The organism is Actinacidiphila oryziradicis (assembly GCF_005047355.1).
Classification (GTDB): Bacteria; Actinomycetota; Actinomycetes; order Streptomycetales; family Streptomycetaceae; genus Actinacidiphila; species Actinacidiphila oryziradicis.
In genome coordinates this window covers 1-16808 of sequence record NZ_SUMC01000046.1, presented here as the reverse complement: position 1 = coordinate 16808, position 16808 = coordinate 1, and the positions used below count along the sequence as shown (strand labels likewise).

Genomic DNA, 16808 nt, shown 5'->3' with positions numbered 1-16808 from the left:
TCCATGTTGCTCGCCACCTATCAGCAGGACTACAACCCGGTAGGAAACTCCCTGGGGTTGTCGTCCCTCATCGCCTTCCTCCCGCTGCTCTTCCTGTTCGTGCTGCTCGGCGTGCTGCGCATGACGGCATGGCTCGCCTCGCTGATCTCGCTCGGCGTCTGCCTGGTGCTGGCCGTCACCGTGTACTCGATGCCGGTCGGAGACGCCCTGAACAGCGGGCTGTTGGGCGCCGCGTTCGGGTTCTTCCCGATCATGTGGATCGTCATCAACGCGATCTGGGTCTACAACCTCACTGTGGAGACCGGCCATTTCGACGTACTGCGCAGGTCCTTCGCGTCCATCAGCGACGACCAGCGGGTGCAGGCGATCATCATCGCGTTCTGTTTCGGCGCCCTGATGGAGGCGCTAGCCGGTTTCGGCACGCCTGTCGCCATGAGTTCGGTCATGTTGATCGCGCTGGGCTTCCGGCCGCTGAAGGCCGCCACCGTCGCCCTGGTCGCCAACACCGCGCCCGTCGCCTTCGGCGCGATCGCCGTGCCCATCACCACGCTGGCCGGTGTGACCAGCCTGCCGGTGGACGACCTCGGCGCGATGGTCGGACGGCAGACCCCGATCCTGGCGCTGTTCGTGCCGCTGGCTCTGGTGTTCATCGTGGACGGTCGGCGCGGGCTCCGGCAGACCTGGCAGCCGGCCGTGCTGTGCGGCCTGGTCTTCGCGGTCTTCCAGTACCTGTCCTCGAACTTCTGGTCCGTGCAGCTGGCCGACATCATCGCCGCCCTCGCCTCCGCGCTCGCGGTGCTCGCCCTCACCCGGGTGTGGCACGCCGCGGAGCCGTACACCGAGAGCGAGGACGAGGACGACCTCGGGGCCGGAACCGGCGGCGCTATCGGCGCCGGCCGGGACGGCGGCGAGCCCGGCTCCCCGGCCGTCGGGGGAGTTTCCGAGGGCGCGGGCAACACCGACTCTCTGGTCCTGCCCCGAGTCGCGTCCGACCCCGAACCAGCGCCGCGCGACTCGCCGTTGGACGTCTTCAAGGCGTACGCGCCCTACCTGGCGATCATCGTGGTGTTCGTGCTGGCCACCCGGGTACCGGCGATCACCGGCAAGCCCCCGACCAAGGTGGGCACGACCGGCACCGGCATCGAGTCCGTCACGCACATCGTCAACTGGCCCGGCCTGCACATCCTCAAGGCGTCCGGAGACCCGGTCGCCACCACCTTCAAACTCAACTACCTTTCTGCGGCGGGCAGTCTGCTTCTGATCTCCGGCCTGGTCAGCATGGTGCTGCTCGGCGTCGGCATGCGGCGCGCCCTGGCCGCCTACGGACGCACCCTGGACCAGTTGAAGTTCGCGATCCTCACCGTGATGCTGGTGCTCGCGCTCGGCTACCTCATGAACGAGTCCGGCGCGACCACCACCCTGGGCCTGTGGGTCGCGGGCGCGGGCGGCGTCTTCGCCCTGTTCTCCCCGCTGCTGGGCTGGCTCGGCGTCGCGGTCACCGGCTCTGACACCTCCTCCAACTCGCTGTTCGGCGCCCTCCAGATCACCGCGGCCCACCAGGCGGGCCTGTCGCCCACGCTGATGGCCGCCGCGAACTCCTCGGGCGGTGTGCTCGGCAAGATGATCTCCCCGCAGAACCTCGCCATCGCCGCGGCCGCCGTCGGCTTCGAGGGCCGCGAGGGCATCCTCTTCCGCCGGGTGTTCGGCTGGAGCCTGGCCTTCGTGGTCTTCATGTGCGTGCTCGTCTATTTGCAGAGCACGCCGGTCCTGAGCTGGATGGTGGTCGGCCCGCACTGACCGGGTGCCCGAGCGTGACCCCGCGGAAGGGGTTGAGGTGCCCCGAAGTTTCCGGACAGTTAATGGGGATCTAACTGGCCGCCAGCGGCTACAGCTGTTGACGGAATAGGGAGTTGCGGCGGACATCAGCGGACGACACCCAACCGGTTCGACACCTGTCGACAGGCGGCTGCCACCTGCCGCCTGGCAACCACGCCCTGTCAGGATGGCGGTTATGCACTAGTGCAATATTGGATTGAGATTGGTGCAATAAAGGGTTACCTTGCGTTCCATGCCTGCCAAGACACCGCTACCCACGACGCTCGCCGGCCGCCATGTACGTCTGGACCCGCTGACCATGAGCCATCTCGGCGAGCTCTTTGTGGCGGGCGGTCAGGATGAGGAGGTCTGGCGGTGGCAGGGCGGGCCGGCACCGCAGACCCAGGACGAGCTAGGTACCAAACTCGGCGTGCTGCTGGAAGCCGCCGAGCGGGGGGAATACGTTCCGTTCGCGGTCATCCACCGAGCGAGCGGCCGGGCCATCGGCTGGACTGCGTACATGGACATCGACGTGGCCAATGAACGGCTGGAGATCGGCTGGACCTGGTACGGGCGCGCGCACTGGCGCACCGCGGTCAACACCGAGTCGAAGCTGCTCTTGCTCACCCACGCCTTCGAAGAACTGGGCATGGGACGCGTGCAGTTGAAGACGGACCATCTCAATCACCGCTCCCAGGCGGCTATCGCCCGCCTCGGCGCGCGCCGCGAGGGTGCGCTGCGCCGCCACTTCCGGCGCCCGGATGGCACCTGGCGGGACACCGCGTACTTCTCCGTCCTCGCCCAAGAGTGGCCTGAAACCAAGGCGCTCCTCAGCGCCCGGCTCTGAGATCGACATCGCCAGATGCCCCTTGCACGTCACACTCACCTGCTACGGACAGTCACCCATCAACTGGCCGTACGTGCACGAACGTGCGCAGCGGGTGCCGGGGACGGCATCGCCGCCGGTGCGATCGGCTGGACCACGGTGACCCTGCAGCCGGGCCGCCTCAGCCACCGTGCTGGACCTCGGTGGTGCCGTCCCAGTGCACCGGCAACTGGCTATTGCCGGCCGAGGAGCCGCCGTCCACCCGCAGCACCGCACCGGTGATCCAGCTCGCCTGGTCGGACGCCAGGAACAGCACCGCTGACGCTACGTCAGGCGGTTGGCCGATGCGGCCCAGCGGGTTGGTGGAGACGGCCGCCGCGTAATGTTCGGTGATCGGGTTGACCTCCTGGCTGCTACCCGCTACGAAACCCGGGGAGACCGCGTTGACCCGGACGCCGACGGAACCCAGCTCGACGGCGCAGGAACGGGTGGCCATCTCCAGCGCGGCTTTGGATGTCGAGTAGTGCGCCGCTCCGGGCCGGGCCCTGACGGCCGCGCCCGACGCGAGGTTCACCACCACCGCCGGACGTTCCGCGAGTACCGCACGCCGCGCCAGCGCGACCGTGGCGAGCACCGGCGCCCGGGTGTTGACGGCCAACACCCGGTCCCAGATCTGCGATGTCATCTCCAGCAGCGGGGTGGCCGGCCAGATGCCCGCGGCGTTGACCAGCACGTCGATCGGGCCGAAGGTGTCCCAGGCGGTGTCGACCAGCTCGCCGGCCGCCGGCGTCGACAGGTCTGCGACCAGCGGCTGGGTCCGCACGGCGTACTCGGTGCTGATCTCCGCGAGCGCTTCGCGCAGCGGCTGCTCGCGGGCGTCCACCCCGGTGACGTGGTCACCGGCGGCGCCGAAAGCCCGCGCGATGGCCTGCCCCAGCCCTCCCGCCGCTCCGGTGACCAGAACGTGACGTGACATGGTGCCTCTCCTCGTACAAGTGATGTTTTGATGCGGGGGATTCATCGGCCCGAAACGGCCCGCTCCACCTCAGTCACGTTGCTCTCGTCCATCCGCCGTTCACCGCGCTCCAGTTCGCCGATCAGACGAACGACGGTGCGGATGCCGGGGCAGTTGATGCCGTGGTCGTCGGCCAGCCGCAGCACTGGCGCGAGCATCGCCGGAACCTCGGTGGGACGCTTGCGGACCGCCAGGTCACGCCAGATGCCCGTCTTGTTCTTCGGCTGGGTGCGCAGCCAGCCGCAGAAGTCCGCCAGCACCTGCCGTGTGTACGGCAGGTGGGCGTCGACGGCGAAGGCGCCAGCCTCCCAGTGGTCGAAGGACTCCGGGTGGACACCGATGGCGGCGCCGACGGCATATACCTCGCGGGCCAGGGCCACGGTCATGTCCGGGTGCGCCTCGATGGTCTCGTGGATCGGCACGTCGACCAGGGCGCTGGTAGCGCCCACCACGCTGTAGGACTGCTTGGACCACAGATGGCCGGCCACGTTGGGGTGGGCCACCGCGGGTCCCCAGGCCCGCAGGTCGGTCACCAGACGCTCGACCCGGGGGCTGACGCGGCCGTCCAGTTCACCGACGACCAGGGCACCGGCTCCGCCGTCCGCGATCAGCCCGGGCGCGACCAGGTCGGCGAAGAGGTTGACGAAGGCGGTGACGGTGCGGCGTTCGCCCACCTCGGCGGCGATCTGTTCCTCGCACAGTCCGTTCTGCAGGCTGACCACGAAGCCGTCCTCGGCCAGCCGGGGCGCGATCCACCGTACGGCTGGATCGGTGGCCTGCGCCTTGACGGCCAGGACGACCGCGCCCAGCCCCCCACCGGTCGCTGGAAGTGCGTCAGCTCCATCGGGGGTGATCGCACGGACCGGCTGCCGCTCGACGCGTCCGTCCGGCCGTCGGATGCCGAGCCCCTGGTCACTGATGGCGCCCACGTGCTCGGTGTCCTGGTCGACCACCAGCACCGGGTGACCGGCCTTGGCCAGGTGGAAGGCGATGGTGCCACCGATGGCGCCACCGCCCACCACGGTATAGGCGCGCCGCTGTGCCGCTGTGCCGCTCATCGCGTCTCTCCTGTCGCTGCTTTGCCGGGGGTGAGCCCGCCGGTACCGAGTCCGCCGGAACGGACGAGTCTTTCCAGCCACCGCACCACGACCGGAAGCACGGCCTCGTCGAGGTCGAAGGCAGGCGAGTGGTGCGGTCCCGGGCTGTCGGAACCGGCGATCGCGTACCCGGCCACACCGCCGGACCGCTGTACGGCCTCCATCAGCAGGGAGGCGTCGTCGCTGGCCCCCAACGGGTGCGCCGGCCGGACCTCGGCCATCCCGGCGGCTGCCTCGGCCAGCGCCTGGGAGACCAGCGGGTCGGTGACAGCCGCGCCGGCGTGGCCGGTACGGACCACCTCCGTACGTACCTCGTACATGCCGGCAGCGCTGTCCACCACCACCCTCGCCCGCCGATCCAGCTCCTCGTGCACCTCGGTGTTGTCGGCCCGGGTCTCGTACACCAGTTCAGCCTGCTCGGGCACGATGTTCGCGGCGGTCCCGGCCACCAACCGGCCGACGTTGATCCGGGTGGTGGCACCGGCGAACCGCGGCAGTGCGTGCAGGTTGAGCGCGGCGGTCGCCGCCGCCAGCAGCGCGTTGCGTCCGGAGTCCGGGGCCTTGGCGGCGTGCGCCGCCTGCCCGGTGAACCGGGCCACGTACTTGGCGGTCGCCTGCAAATCGGTGGTGGACACCGCGAGCACGCCGCTGGGCAGGCCGAAGCTCAGGTGCACCGCCACCAGGGCGTCCACCCCCGTCGTCACGCCCGCCGCCACCATCGGCTCCGCCCCCCGCACCCCCTCCTCGGCGGGCTGGAACAGCAGCCGCACGGTGCCGGGGAAGGAGCGGTCGGCGAGGGCGGCGGCCAGCGCCAGGCCGATGGCGACATGTCCGTCGTGACCGCAGGCGTGCATGACCCCCGGGTGGGTGGAGGCGAAGCCGGCCCGGCCCGGTAGATGTCCAGGCGCTGTGCTCTCGGTGATCGGCAGCGCGTCCATGTCGAACCGGAAGGCCACCGTCGGACCCGGCCGGTCACCGGCCAGTTCGGCGACGACAGCGGTACGGCCGCCGGAGAACCGCTGTAGCAGTCGCTGCGGTACGCCCTCTGCGGCTGCCCGCGCGACGGCCTGCTCCAGCACCGCTGGCTCCGGCAGGCCGGGGATGCCGGTGGCGTCGAACACCTCGGCTCTGCCGCGCAGTGGCCAGCCCAGCGCCTCAAGCGTCTGGCACACCACGCTGGCGGTACGGATCTCGGTGAAGCCGAGTTCCGGGTGGGCGTGCAGGTCCCTGCGGACGGCGACCACATCGCCGGGGTCGGCCGGCCGCACGAGTTCATCAGCGCCACCGCTCCGCGTCCGAGCTTGCTCAGCCCGGGGTCGTCCGGCTCGGCGAGGCCGCCTGCGAGGGGGTTTCCGGTGTTGTAGGCCAGCCCGGCGGAGCGGAAACCGGCTGCGTACAGTTGCTCGATACCGGATAGATCGGTGCCGATGCTGCCCAGATCCTCGAGGGCGAGCATCAGGGCCTGCCGCGGAGCCGTCTTCACCTCTTGCCAGCTCGTCACCGCCGACAGGTCGGCCGATGTCTCCAACTGGGCACGCATCCCCCCGGCCCAGGCGAGCAGGCGGTCCTGGTCTGGCTCGGCCAGCGCGACCGTCTCCCGGCGGGCCGCGCGTATCCTGTCCACCGGTGAGGTACACGTCTCCGCCAGTTTGGATGTGCTCGCCACAGGCCGGGGCGTGCCGGTCTTCGTCCGGGTGCGCTGCCTGCCCGGGAAGGCCACCGAGGTGGCCAACGCCCTCACCGGCTGGCCGAATGTGCGCTTTGTCTCGCTTGTCTCGGGTGCGGCCGACTGCCTGGTAGAGATCGTGGTCACCGACCGCGCGGACCTGTTGACGCTGACCATGGTCCAGTTGCCACAGGTCGACGGCATGGTCGGCAGCAGCTCGGAGGTGGTGCTGCGCCGCTTCGCGACCGGCGTCGGCTGGAATCCGCAGCTGTTGGACCCCCCGGCTGTGGCGGCACTGCGGTCCGGCCGGATGGACCGCTGGGACCAGGCCCAGCCCTCGTCCCCGGCACCCGAGCTCAGCGCGGTGGACGAACGGCTCGCCTTGGCACTGACCGAGAACAGCCGGATTCGCTGGGGCGAACTGGCCGAGCGGGTAGGGGTGATGCAGAGCACCGCCCGTCGCCGGGCCACCAACCTGTTCCGCAGCGGGGCCCTGCGCCTGCGTACTGTCGTGGAGCCGGAGGCACTCGGGCTGCCGGTGACCACTTTCCTGTGGCTGCGGGTCGATCCGGGGCGGCTGAATGTCGTCGCCCAGCAACTAGCCGGCCACCCGGCCGTCCTGTTGCTCGCGTCCACCGCCGGCGAACACAACATGTGCGCCGAGGTGGCCGTGGCCCGTTACGAGGACCTGCACGCCTTCCTGACCCGGACCATGGGGGCGCTCGACGGCATCCGGGATGTGGACGTCACGCTGGGGCTGCACACCCTCAAGCGGGCCTCCATCGTGCGGCCCTGGTTTCCGGGCGCGGTCGGCGCGACCACCGATGTGCGTGGCCACGGCTGACCGGAGCCCGTCGCCTCATTGTCCCGGTGCCGGGCAGGCCGGGAACGGCGAATGCCTCCGCCGTCGGGTCCTCCAGCACAACGAGCTGGTCGGGGCCGCCGAGGAGCACCTGAGTGTTGCCCTCCGTCACCACGGCCGCTCGCCCTCGACGCGCACCACAAGCGGCGGGCGCCCAGGCCCGCATGAAGGTCACCCTCGGGTGTCCCTTCGGGGCCGGGAACCCTGGCCTGGCAGGATTCCGTCCTCATCCGAGCCGTTCACCTCCCTCTTCTCCGAGCCGCGCTCTCGCTGCACGCTCGCGCGCTTCGGCCGCCTGGCATACAACCCCCCGCTCCGGTGCATCGCACCTGGTGCCTGCGGAACACCGGCAGGCGTGAACCACAGGGTCGATCGATGCAGCTCATGAGTCGTCAGCCCGTGCGGTGCTTCTTCCCGTCCTCCCCGTGTCCCTTGCCCTGGGCGTGGGCCGGGACGGTGGCCGGGATCCCGGACGGGGAAGCTGCCGGGGCCGGTGACGCGGGGCTGGTGGAGGAGGTCCTCGCCGTCTGGGAGGGCCCCGCATCGGGGTGCTGCGGCCCGCTGTCGCCGGAGGACCAGGCCGCGCTGAGCAGCGCGGCGGCCACGAAGGCTGTGACCCCGGCGGTCACGGTGGTCAGCATCTTGTGCCGCCGCAGGTGAGCCCGTATGCGGACGCTCATCTGCGCCCGGGAGGCGACGCGCTGCCGCCCCCGTGGAGCACCGCGCCGGAGGTTTGCGGCAGACGGCTGGACGCTGGTTGGCGGCAGGGTGTACGTCTGCTGCGCGCCGCCGCGCCAGGCCGCGCCGGCGAACCAGTCGGCCACCTCCTGCGCGCTGGGACGATCCTCCGGCCGCTTGGCCAGCATCCGGAGCAGGTACTGCTCGAACGCGCCGGGCAGCTGCGGGCACCGTAGGGAAGCGGAGGGGGGCGGGGCCTCGACGTGCAGGTGCAGCACGGCTGCGGCGGTGTCCGCCTGGAAGGGGGGTTCGCCTGCCAGCAACTGGTAGAGGACGCAGCCGAGGGAGTAGACGTCCGAGCCGGGCCCGGCCGGCTTGCCGAGCGCGCGCTCGGGAGCGAGGTAGAGGCTGGTGCCCACGATCTGGCCGGCGCTGGTGAGCGCGGCCGAGGCATCGTCGACGAACCGGGCGATGCCGAAGTCGCCTATCTTCACCGCCCCGAGGGCATCCTGCATCAAGTTGCCGGGTTTGATGTCGCGGTGGACCACTCCCTGACCGTGGGCCGCGGCCAGGCCGGCGGCTGCCTGGGCGGCGATGCCAGCGACGCGCTGGGGGCTGAACCCGGCGCCCGCTGCCAAGTCCTGGGCCAGGCTGCTGCCCTCGACCAGCTCCATCACCAGGAAGAAGCGGCCGTCCCAGGAACCGAAGTCGAACACGGTCACCACGTGCGGGTCGTTCAGACGCGCTGCCGTCTGGGCCTCCAGCCGGAAGCGCGCGGTCGCCTCCTCGTCGGATCCACCACCCAGCAGCAGTTTCACCGCCACCGGCCGGCCCAGCACCTCGTCCGAGGCACCCCAGACCTCCCCCATCCCGCCACGGCCGATCACCGCGTCCAACCGGTACCGCCCCGCCACCAGCACTCGCGTACCATCCTCGATTCGAATCAGCCAGCTCGACGGGCCGCAGGCCCAACTTCCCCGGACCCGGCCATTAGGCACACGGAGAGTAACGCGGTCAGCGTACAGACCGCCGGGCGCACCGGTGGCCGGGCAGTAGGTTGCGAGCGGGAAGCCCCGGTCGTCCGCCACAGGGGAGGCGGACGACCGGGGCCGTCATGTGCCCCACCAGGATGCGGCCCCGCCCCGACCGGCGTTTCCCCCCACGGGAACGCCAGACCGGGACAGGAACTCGCCCACGGTTCGGGTCCGGGGCGAAGGACGGCCGCTGCCTGAGCAACGCGTCCATCTATTCAGCGCTGTCGGGCCCGGAAGTGTCACACCTGGCAGCGGCGATTTCTGAAAAATCGCATCGCTCGATCCGTCAACACGACCGCGAGGGCATGGTCAGTGGTTCCTCGAAAAGATCTACCAGACCAGGACAGTGCCGGTGCGGGCGTTGGCCGCGGCCAGGACGAACATCACGACGGTAGTCACCACGGTCCAGACGATGCCTAGCGGGGACTGGTGCGGGTGAAAGCCGGTGACCAGCGCCCAGGTGGACTGCACCAGCAGATAGAGCGCCCGCAGCGCGAGGCCGACGCCGCTCAGCCGCATCGCGCGGCACTGGCGGTTCTCACCGGTGCCGGACAGCTCCCAGGTCACCACGGTGGACGCCGATCTCGATGAGGGATTCCAGGCCGAACCCGGCCAGGGCCACCGACCGGGCAGAGATCGCGGCTGCCGCGAGGACTGCGATGCCGACCACACTCCAGCCCAAGGTGGCTTCGTAGGTGACCACACATTCCATGCGCGGGCGCAGCGTCCGCAGCCGCGGAGACCGGGGAGACTTCGTCACACCCCGTCACGACCGCCCCCGAACCGGACACGGCCAGCCAGCAACTCCACCCGACTCAGCCATTTGCGAAGTACGGAGCTAGCGGTTCGGGCTGAGCTGCGGGACCAGTCCGTACAAGACGCTGGGGCGGATCTCCGGCTGGTCGACCTGGCCGCAGCTGTGCGGGCAGGGCACCCATTTCCAGGGCGGGGCGTGGGGGGCGCGGATGGACTCGCGGGCGCGGTCGGGGTCGTCGGCTGTGCAGCGGTGCTGGACGCGGCCGCGCAGTCCGCAGCCGGTGCACAGGCCGAAGGCGTCGCGGTAGGGGCCGCACCGTTCGGCCTTGATGGTGATGGCGCTCGTTGAAAACGGGCACTCCTTGCTCGGGGACAACCCCACAGTTGCTCGCTGGATCTCCCCGTCAACGTCAACTGCGGGCAGCGGTTCCCCGTGGGCTGAACATGTGACTTTCCGACTAGGAAAGTGTGTGCCATGCTGGCAACCTCATCGTTCTGCTGCAGAGAAGGTCGTGCGGTCTCGTGTCTCTTGGTGATCAAAGCGGCGGTTCACAGCGCGCGGTGGTGTCCCCGGCGCAGGCGGCGGACACGCTGGCTCACGTGAAGTCGGTTCGGGCGGGGGTGCGGGGGCGGCGGGCTCCGGGTTGGTTCCCGATGATGGCGGGTCTGCTCATCGGCCTGGACGTGGCGGCGCTTGCCGCCACGCAGGAGGTACCGCTGGCTGCACTGCCGGGAGCGATGCTCACCTGGTGCATCGCATGGTTGGCCCGCCGGATGAGCGTCCAGGTCACAGGGGTGAAGGACACACTGTCCAAACGCCTTCGCAACATACGGCTCGTGGGTGAGGCGATGGGGCTCGGCGCGTTGAGCTTTGCCACCTGGGCAGTGTGCCGGCTCGTCAGCAGCGGTGACGCCACGTGCATCGTGGTCCCCGCCGTCGTTGGCTCCGCAGCGGCCTGGGGCCTCTTCGCGCGGCGCAACCGGTCACTGCCTCCCGGCGCTGGGGGAGCCCATGCCCGCTGATCGGGGCCTGGCCCAGGCGGGCTTCAACGAACTCCTGCACCATCCGAGCCGGCTGGCTGTGTTGGCATTCCTCTCCGGCTGTATCGAAGCGGACTTCGCGCTCGTACGCGACCGATGCGAACTGTCCGACTCGGCACTGAGCAAGATCGCCAGGACGCTCGAAGAAGCTGGCTACATCGACGTCCGCAAGGGTCGCCTCGGCCGCAGGGCCCGAACCTGGCTTGCGCTGACTCCTGTGGGCGGCGACGCGCTCGCTGCCCACCTCGACGCGCTCCAGGCAGTCGCAACGGCGGCCCGCTCCGCCGCCGAGCATGAGGCTGACGCGAGCCGCCACGCCGGCTGACCCAGCCGATCCACGCTCGTCGCCGAGAGCCGTTCGACTCGTTCACGCGGCACGTGAAGAGCTCGTTACCGCCCTCCGCACCGAGGCCGATGTCCTGCTGCCCCGCCAGTCGTCGCCGCCGACGAGCGGACTTTTGAACGACGGACCAAGTGGCGCAACGAGTATGCCTGGCCGTTTTTTCAAAGAGCCTTATCAATGGCGGCGATCACGGGCGGGAGTACGGGGTGCGGGTAGGGGCGGCCGCTGCCGGTGGTGGGGGCGCCGGTGGTGGGGTCGAACTGGTAGGCGCGCTCTCCGGGGCGTATGGGCAGGGGCCACCAGGGCTGGCCGGGGGTGGTGGTGAAGACGTGCCGGACGTTGGTGAGGCTTGATGGCGGTCAGTTGCGATTCCCCGCTGTTGACCGCGGTTATCCGCGTCAGGTGGTGCGGGGTGGTGCGGCGGGGGTTGCAGCTGTCTGTAAGCCGGACAGCCCGGACACCCTAGGCTGACGATCGGGCGGAATGGGGGCCATGCGCTGGTGGTCGAGCGTGGCTTTGCTCGCTCTTCAATGGATCTCCCCAAGTGAGTTCTGGGCACAGGCCGGACCCCGGCCTGAACCCGGATCCACCGGCTTGATTCCGGTGTGATCGTTTCGGGGTTGTGCAGGCCGTGTCGAGGGTGCGTTGCGGATTCGGGCGTGGGGTGGCCGCTGGTCTGTCCAGCTCTTCCACTTGTCCACAGGTCTCGGGCCCTTTCGGGCAGGTCGGTCAGGGAGCGTCAGAGGGCTGGTGGTGCATGCACCGTGCTGAAGAGCTGGGTGAAGTCCTTGAGAGACTCTGTCGGGGATCTTGAGATTTCTTGATCATTGCCCTTGGCGCCACCAGCGAGGGCGGGGTAAGTCGTTCTCGTCGAGGTACTGCTGGAACGCCGTCGGTGAGCGGGGGCGGTAGGTGGAGTCTGCCGGTTCCTGGGTGCTGAGGCGTTCGATGTTGACGGCGATCGCGGTCAGGACGCGCTGGACGTGGGCCTTGGACACGCCGTGGTAGCGGCAGCGGCGCATCCGGTGGCCGTTGACCAGCTCGTTCATGGTGCCCTCGATGCCGGAGCGTGAGGCGTAGAGCCGCTGCCACTGCGGGTCCTGCTGGTCGCAGCGGTTCCGGGCCTGGAGTTCGTGGAGGTGTTGGGGGAGGAAGTTCACGGTCCGTGCCGCCCCGGAGGTGCACGAGGGCTTTTCGGGGCACGGCCCGCACTGCCGCTTGTCGAACCGGACCACCGTGAAAGGGGCCATCGCCGGAAGCTCGTTCCAGTTGCCGCTGACCTGGCCGTTGGGGCAGGTGACCTCGCGGCGCTCGAAGTCGATGACGAAGTTCTCCCGGGCGAACCCGTCGCCGGTCTTGCGCTGCCGGGAGTTGTTGGTCCTGAGCGGGCCGACCATGGTGACGCGGTGGGTGCGGGCGGCGGCGTCATGGAGTGCAACGGAGGTGTAGCCGGTGTCGACGAGGTGCTCGGTGGGCAGCAGGCGGCGGCGCCCCAGCCGGGTGTGGATGCCGGGCAGGGCCACGCTGTCGCCGGTGGGGACGGTGGTGGCCACGTCCGTGATGACGTTGATGCTGCCTTCGTCGCAGGTCTCGGTGGCATGAGCGAGATAGCCGACCCAGGTCCGGTGCCCGCGGCGCGTGTAGCGGGCCTCGAGGTCGTAGGGCGACTCCAGGCGCCGGCCGGTTGGCGGCAGACCGTCCTTCTCGGCCCGCGGACGCAGCCGGTCCCGGGCACGTAGGGCGGCGGTGCGGTCGCTGCTGGCCACGTTCTCGCCGCGTGCAGCCGGTTGATGATGGTGCCGTGCGACAGCCCCGTGGCGGCTGCGAGTTGGTCGACCGTGGCCCCTGCTTCGTAGCGGGCACGCAGGGTCTGCGCCTGTTGGAGCAGGAGGGCGGCGCGCGGGGTGGGGGAGGGTTGGTTCATGCGGCGGATTCCCATTCGGTGACGGCTTGGGCGTGGGCGGCGACCAGTTCGTCGTGGGTGCGCTGGTCGGCTGAGGTGATAAGGATCAGGCGGCCGTCAGTGGCGACCTTCCATTCCTCGACGGTGCGGCCGGTGGCGGGGTCGATGACTCCTCCGCCGGGGCCTCGCCACTCCAACGGGACTTCATCGGCGCGGGTTGCGGGCACCAGGACGGGCTGGCCGCCGTGCATGATGACCAGGGCCTCGTTGCGATGCTCAGCCCGCCGCTCCAAAGCAGCCCGGTAGGCCGCGCGTTCGGCGGCGTGGACCGCTGTGCGGTGCGCTGCGACGCCCGCAGTGCCATAGCGCTGGGCGATGTCGTCCCAGCCCCGCGCGGGCGGCACCGCAGGCGCGGTACCGGCTTCGAGGTGGCCGTTGCCGATGCCTTCCAGCGCGCGGGGTGCCAGGTCCCAGGCTTCGCCGTCGTGCTGGACCAGGCCGTGGGCCGCGAGGCGGCGCAGGGCCCGGTAGACGGTCGCGCGGGATACGGATGAGGTGGCGATCAGTTCGGTGACGGTCTGGCCGGGGCGGGCGTGCAGGGCCGCGATGACCATGAGGGCGGAGCTGCCGAGGCCGTGGTGGGCGAAAGCATCGAGGGCCATGAGGTGGCTGATGACGGTGGAATCGATGTCGGCCGTCACTGGCGTCTCAGGGTGGGACCACTCCCCAAGGGCCCGGTCGGGGGGGGAACTGGGTGGTCCGGGTACGAGACAGCAACAGCTCAGAGCGGTGCGCGGCGCCGTCGGCGAGGTACCAGGTGGAGCCTTCCGTGCCCCGACCGACCCGCAGCCGGCGCAGCCACCCGCCGGGTTTGAGGATGGTCTCGTAGGCGTTGCGGAGGGTCTGCCGGGAGATCCCGGCTTCCTCGGCGGTCTGGCGTTCGCTGGCGTTGTGCTGGCGGCCGCCCGCGGCCTCGGCGAAGGTCAGGTGCGCCCGGAGGACCCGTAGGGCGGTGCGGCCGCGTTCACCGAACCAGGGCGAGGTCTCGATCCGGTCGCGCAGGGCGGCCAGGTCTGAGTGGGCGTGGTGGCGGGACTCCACGGCCACGGTTCCGCTGACCGTTGCGCAGGCGCTGGCCCACACGCGGTGCAGGTAGTCCAGGGCTCGGGCGTGCCCGGAGCGCAGCGCGATGTGCTGCGGGTGCCGACCGCCTTCGTGGTCCGGGTGCATCAGGAGCTGCGTGAGCTGGTCGAGGGTTCCGCCGACGCGGGCGAGGTGGCAGGCGATCGCTGCGGTGACGCGGTGCCCGTGTTCGGCGGCGCCGTGCCGGTCCTCGCGTGGGATCAGGGTGCGCCGGTCGGGGGTGAGGGTGCTGTAGGCGCCGGTGGCGTAGCGGCCGGTGAGGTCGCCGAGCAGAATCAGGTCGGCCGCTGCCTGGGGGAGGTGCTGCAGTCCCAGCCTGCCGAGCGGAGCGTGGGCGGCTGTGCCTGCCTGGGGTTGCTTCGCTGTGGGTTGAGATGGCTCGTGGCGCGGCGGTGCTGGGTGGGTGCCGTGTGGCATCGTGGGGTTTGTCCCGTAAGGACGTGGACGCCACCGGGCCCGCTAAAACCAGCGGTGGTGTCCGGACCGACCTCCATCGGTCCCGGCGAAGCCTCCAGGATTGCCGTCCTGGGGGCTCTCGTATGCCTGGCTCCGGGTGGAGGCAGACGTCCCCATCACGTCTCGACCAAAGTCAAATCGGAGCGCCGCCAGAGAAACCAGCCCCAGATCCGCACCGTCCGACTCGGGTCGTTCGGGGGCCACATCAGAGGGGATTGCCTCTGACTGCCTCTGAGCGACCCGGGTCGAATCGGGGTCGAATCAGAGCGACATCCTCTGATTGCCTCCGATCGCCTCTGCAACCCGTCCTAGCAGGTCACAGCCGGTTCGCTCCCGCAGAAGCGCAGGTCAGAAAGGTGCGTCAGATGTACCACTGGTTTCTGGAGAATTTCGTCATGGGCTGGCTCCCGGTCCCTGGTGGGCAGCGTGTGTGTCCGACATCGTCCGGACGGGGGGCATAGTGCCGCAACGTGACTTCCGCGTGATGGAAGCGCTTCTGTATATTGCCTGCTCAGGGCGGTGGTTCGTGCACGTGTCCGGCACTCGGAGGAGGGCAGGGTGGCGGTTTCGTTCAGCCTCCCTGTGGCGGTTTGAGTCTCATTCATGCACGCTTTTTACGTAGCTATGGATTTAGACCGTGCCGCTGTCCGACAGGTGGGTGCGGGGCGTTCCTGTGGGCGGCGATGCCGCCTGCTGCGGCGAAGGCCATGGAGATGCCGGCGTCGGTGAGTGCGGCTCGGCGGTACCGGCGACTGGTTGCGGCCAGGGCGAGCATGCTGGCCGCGTGCAGTAGGTCGACTTCGACGCCGACGGTCATGACAGCCGCGGTAGGTTCGGCAGCGCACACTGCGGCCTGGGCGAGGTGGCGGCCACCGAGAATCCGTACGACTCGGCGCCCGGGTGCATTCCTCAGCTGTGTGAACGCTCGGGCAGGAGGCGAGAGTTGGAGCAGTCCGTAGCCGGCCCGGACAGTGGCCAGCTTGTTCATCGGCGTGCCCGCAGGGCGACCGCTGCGGCGGTGAGGATCCCGGCTGCGGCTGCGGCGGCGAGGGCGCCGTGGTGCTGGGAGGCCCACAGTTGCGGGCTGCGGTGGGTAGAGCGGGTGTCGAAGCTGCCGTGGGCGGTGTAGTCGTGCCCGTCCTTTCCGTCGGCGGGATGCCACAGGTTGGTCGGGTGGTCCTCGGGTGAGGGGCGGTCGTCCTGTTGGGAGGCGAAGCCGGTCTTGGCCAGGTAGCGGTCGAGCAGTCCTGGGGCGAGGGCGTTGGCGATGAGGGTGCCCATGGTGCTGCCGCCGACCCAGTACTCGCGGCGGTGGGGGTGGTCGGCCGCGTACAGGACGGCGCGGGCGGCGACTTCGGGCTGGTAGATGGGCGGGACGGGTTGCGCGGGCTTGGGCAGTTTGTTCAGGACCCAGTCGAACTGGGGGGTGTTGACGGCGGGCATCTGGACCATGGTGGTGTGGATGTTGCTCTTGTTGTGGAGCAGTTCGCAGCGCAGTGCTTCGTGGAAGCCCTGGATGGCGTGCTTGGAGCCGCAGTAGGCGGTCTGCAGGGGGATGCCGCGGTAGGCCAGGGCGGAGCCGACCTGCACGATGGTTCCGCTGTCGCGGGGTTGCATGCGTTTGAGGGCGGCCATGGTGCCGTAGACGTAGCCGAGGTAGTTGACCTCGGTGACCCGCTTGTACTCCTCTGCGGTGATGTCGGTGAACTGGGCGAACACGGAGGTGAAGGCGACGTTGACCCACACGTCGATCGGTCCGAATTCCTGCTCGGTACGCGCGGCGGCGGCATCGACCTGATCGGGGTCAGCCATGTCGGTGGGGACCTGCAGGGCTTGTCCGCCTGCCTCTTCGACGTCGTGGGCCGCGCCGGCCAGTCCCGTCTCGCCGCGGGCGAGCAAGGCGACCTTTGCTCCGCGGGCGGCGAAGGCCTGCGCGGCCGCGCGTCCGATGCCGCCGCTGGCTCCGGTGATGACGACGACCTGTCCGGGACGGTGTGCGCTCATGGGGCCCTCCGGTTCGATTGACGATCAGGGGTGGTGGAGGGGCTGGGTTCCGGAACCTGTCAACGTGATCAAGGCAGGTAGATCGTTCTATCCCTGTGTCGGGATTGTTTGCTCGTCCGGTCGGGGTTGGTCGGGCTTGTTGATCCAGGCGGCCTCGGGGAGCTTGGGT

17 protein-coding genes and 1 pseudogene are annotated in these 16808 nt (G+C 69.9%); 5 read left to right on the top strand and 13 right to left on the bottom strand.

The window, feature by feature from the left end:
• The first annotated feature begins 3 nt into the window (after positions 1–3).
• Complete coding sequence (locus FCI23_RS34160) at positions 4–1797, top strand: L-lactate permease (RefSeq protein ID WP_136728030.1); 1794 nt, start codon at positions 4–6, stop codon at positions 1795–1797.
• Between the two features lie 271 nt (positions 1798–2068).
• Positions 2069–2662 carry a GNAT family N-acetyltransferase gene (locus FCI23_RS34155; RefSeq protein WP_136728028.1) on the top strand — a complete coding sequence of 198 codons (594 nt, stop codon included), beginning with the start codon at positions 2069–2071 and terminating at the stop codon, positions 2660–2662.
• 160 nt (positions 2663–2822) lie between these two features.
• Here FCI23_RS34155 and FCI23_RS34150 read toward each other — a convergent pair whose 3' ends face one another.
• The 4 genes and pseudogenes from FCI23_RS34150 to FCI23_RS64035 all read right to left on the bottom strand — a co-directional run.
• Positions 2823–3617, bottom strand: coding sequence for an SDR family NAD(P)-dependent oxidoreductase (locus FCI23_RS34150; RefSeq protein WP_136728026.1), 795 nt, complete (start codon positions 3615–3617; stop codon positions 2823–2825).
• Positions 3618–3658: 41 nt separating this feature from the next.
• Positions 3659–4714 (bottom strand): ketopantoate reductase family protein, encoded by a 1056-nt coding sequence (locus FCI23_RS34145; RefSeq protein WP_136728024.1) that lies wholly within the window; start codon positions 4712–4714, stop codon positions 3659–3661.
• Positions 4711–6021, bottom strand: coding sequence for an amidohydrolase (locus FCI23_RS34140; protein ID WP_136728022.1), 1311 nt, complete (start codon positions 6019–6021; stop codon positions 4711–4713). The genes FCI23_RS34145 and FCI23_RS34140 overlap by 4 nt, the downstream gene beginning before the upstream one ends.
• 53 nt (positions 6022–6074) lie before the next feature.
• Positions 6075–6236: pseudogene (locus tag FCI23_RS64035) on the bottom strand (membrane dipeptidase); the annotation flags it as partial.
• Between FCI23_RS64035 and FCI23_RS34130 the strand changes: the two are divergent.
• The gene (locus FCI23_RS34130; RefSeq protein WP_136728021.1) at positions 6181–7263 is read left to right on the top strand and encodes an Lrp/AsnC family transcriptional regulator; all 1083 of its coding nucleotides are present in this window, start codon (positions 6181–6183) and stop codon (positions 7261–7263) included. The pseudogene FCI23_RS64035 and the gene FCI23_RS34130 overlap by 56 nt on opposite strands.
• A 410-nt stretch (positions 7264–7673) precedes the next feature.
• On the opposite strand, the gene FCI23_RS34125 is transcribed toward FCI23_RS34130, so the two are convergent.
• The 4 genes from FCI23_RS34125 to FCI23_RS34115 all read right to left on the bottom strand — a co-directional run bounded on the left by FCI23_RS34125 (position 7674) and on the right by FCI23_RS34115 (position 10131).
• Positions 7674–8879 carry a serine/threonine-protein kinase gene (locus FCI23_RS34125; protein ID WP_169317057.1) on the bottom strand — a complete coding sequence of 402 codons (1206 nt, stop codon included), beginning with the start codon at positions 8877–8879 and terminating at the stop codon, positions 7674–7676.
• Positions 8880–9323: 444 nt separating this feature from the next.
• Positions 9324–9560 (bottom strand): hypothetical protein, encoded by a 237-nt coding sequence (locus tag FCI23_RS58480; protein ID WP_211265560.1) that lies wholly within the window; start codon positions 9558–9560, stop codon positions 9324–9326.
• Positions 9532–9696, bottom strand: a complete 165-nt coding sequence (locus FCI23_RS58475; protein WP_211265559.1) for a hypothetical protein — start codon at positions 9694–9696, stop codon at positions 9532–9534. Before FCI23_RS58475 ends, FCI23_RS58480 begins: the two co-directional genes overlap by 29 nt.
• 135 nt (positions 9697–9831) lie before the next feature.
• A complete protein-coding gene (locus tag FCI23_RS34115; protein WP_136728019.1) occupies positions 9832–10131 on the bottom strand; it encodes a hypothetical protein in 300 nt (99 codons plus the stop codon).
• 218 nt (positions 10132–10349) lie between these two features.
• On the opposite strand from FCI23_RS34115, the gene FCI23_RS34110 reads away from it, so the two are divergent.
• Positions 10350–10772, top strand: coding sequence for a hypothetical protein (locus FCI23_RS34110; protein ID WP_136728017.1), 423 nt, complete (start codon positions 10350–10352; stop codon positions 10770–10772).
• A complete protein-coding gene (locus FCI23_RS34105) occupies positions 10762–11115 on the top strand; it encodes a transcriptional regulator (protein WP_136728016.1) in 354 nt (117 codons plus the stop codon). Before FCI23_RS34110 ends, FCI23_RS34105 begins: the two co-directional genes overlap by 11 nt.
• 842 nt (positions 11116–11957) lie before the next feature.
• On the opposite strand, the gene FCI23_RS34100 is transcribed toward FCI23_RS34105, so the two are convergent.
• The 5 genes from FCI23_RS34100 to FCI23_RS34085 all read right to left on the bottom strand — a co-directional run bounded on the left by FCI23_RS34100 (position 11958) and on the right by FCI23_RS34085 (position 16639).
• Positions 11958–12899, bottom strand: a complete 942-nt coding sequence (locus FCI23_RS34100) for a transposase (RefSeq protein ID WP_136728014.1) — start codon at positions 12897–12899, stop codon at positions 11958–11960.
• Between the two features lie 154 nt (positions 12900–13053).
• Complete coding sequence (locus tag FCI23_RS60470; protein WP_246144328.1) at positions 13054–13737, bottom strand: MarR family transcriptional regulator; 684 nt, start codon at positions 13735–13737, stop codon at positions 13054–13056.
• Positions 13738–13744: 7 nt separating this feature from the next.
• Positions 13745–14596: a helix-turn-helix domain-containing protein gene (locus FCI23_RS60465; protein WP_246144326.1), complete on the bottom strand. Its 852-nt coding sequence runs from the start codon at positions 14594–14596 to the stop codon at positions 13745–13747.
• 661 nt (positions 14597–15257) lie between these two features.
• A complete protein-coding gene (locus FCI23_RS34090) occupies positions 15258–15452 on the bottom strand; it encodes a hypothetical protein (RefSeq protein WP_136728013.1) in 195 nt (64 codons plus the stop codon).
• A 167-nt stretch (positions 15453–15619) separates the two neighbouring features.
• The gene (locus tag FCI23_RS34085) at positions 15620–16639 is read right to left on the bottom strand and encodes an SDR family oxidoreductase (RefSeq protein WP_136728011.1); all 1020 of its coding nucleotides are present in this window, start codon (positions 16637–16639) and stop codon (positions 15620–15622) included.
• Between the last annotated feature and the right edge of the window lie 169 nt (positions 16640–16808).

Bases quoted from the DNA above. Each gene is read 5' to 3' on its own strand.
- FCI23_RS34090 (WP_136728013.1), bottom strand. From the start codon at position 15,452: ATGACCGTCGGCGTCGAAGTCGACCTACTGCACGCGGCCAGCATGCTC.
- FCI23_RS34160 (WP_136728030.1), top strand. From the start codon at position 4: ATGTTGCTCGCCACCTATCAGCAGGACTACAACCCGGTAGGAAACTCC.
- FCI23_RS34145 (WP_136728024.1), bottom strand. From the start codon at position 4,714: ATGAGCGGCACAGCGGCACAGCGGCGCGCCTATACCGTGGTGGGCGGT.
- FCI23_RS60465 (WP_246144326.1), bottom strand. From the start codon at position 14,596: ATGCCACACGGCACCCACCCAGCACCGCCGCGCCACGAGCCATCTCAA.
- FCI23_RS34150 (WP_136728026.1), bottom strand. From the start codon at position 3,617: ATGTCACGTCACGTTCTGGTCACCGGAGCGGCGGGAGGGCTGGGGCAG.
- FCI23_RS34130 (WP_136728021.1), top strand. From the start codon at position 6,181: ATGCTGCCCAGATCCTCGAGGGCGAGCATCAGGGCCTGCCGCGGAGCC.
- FCI23_RS34105 (WP_136728016.1), top strand. From the start codon at position 10,762: ATGCCCGCTGATCGGGGCCTGGCCCAGGCGGGCTTCAACGAACTCCTG.
- FCI23_RS34085 (WP_136728011.1), bottom strand. From the start codon at position 16,639: ATGAGCGCACACCGTCCCGGACAGGTCGTCGTCATCACCGGAGCCAGC.
- FCI23_RS34155 (WP_136728028.1), top strand. From the start codon at position 2,069: ATGCCTGCCAAGACACCGCTACCCACGACGCTCGCCGGCCGCCATGTA.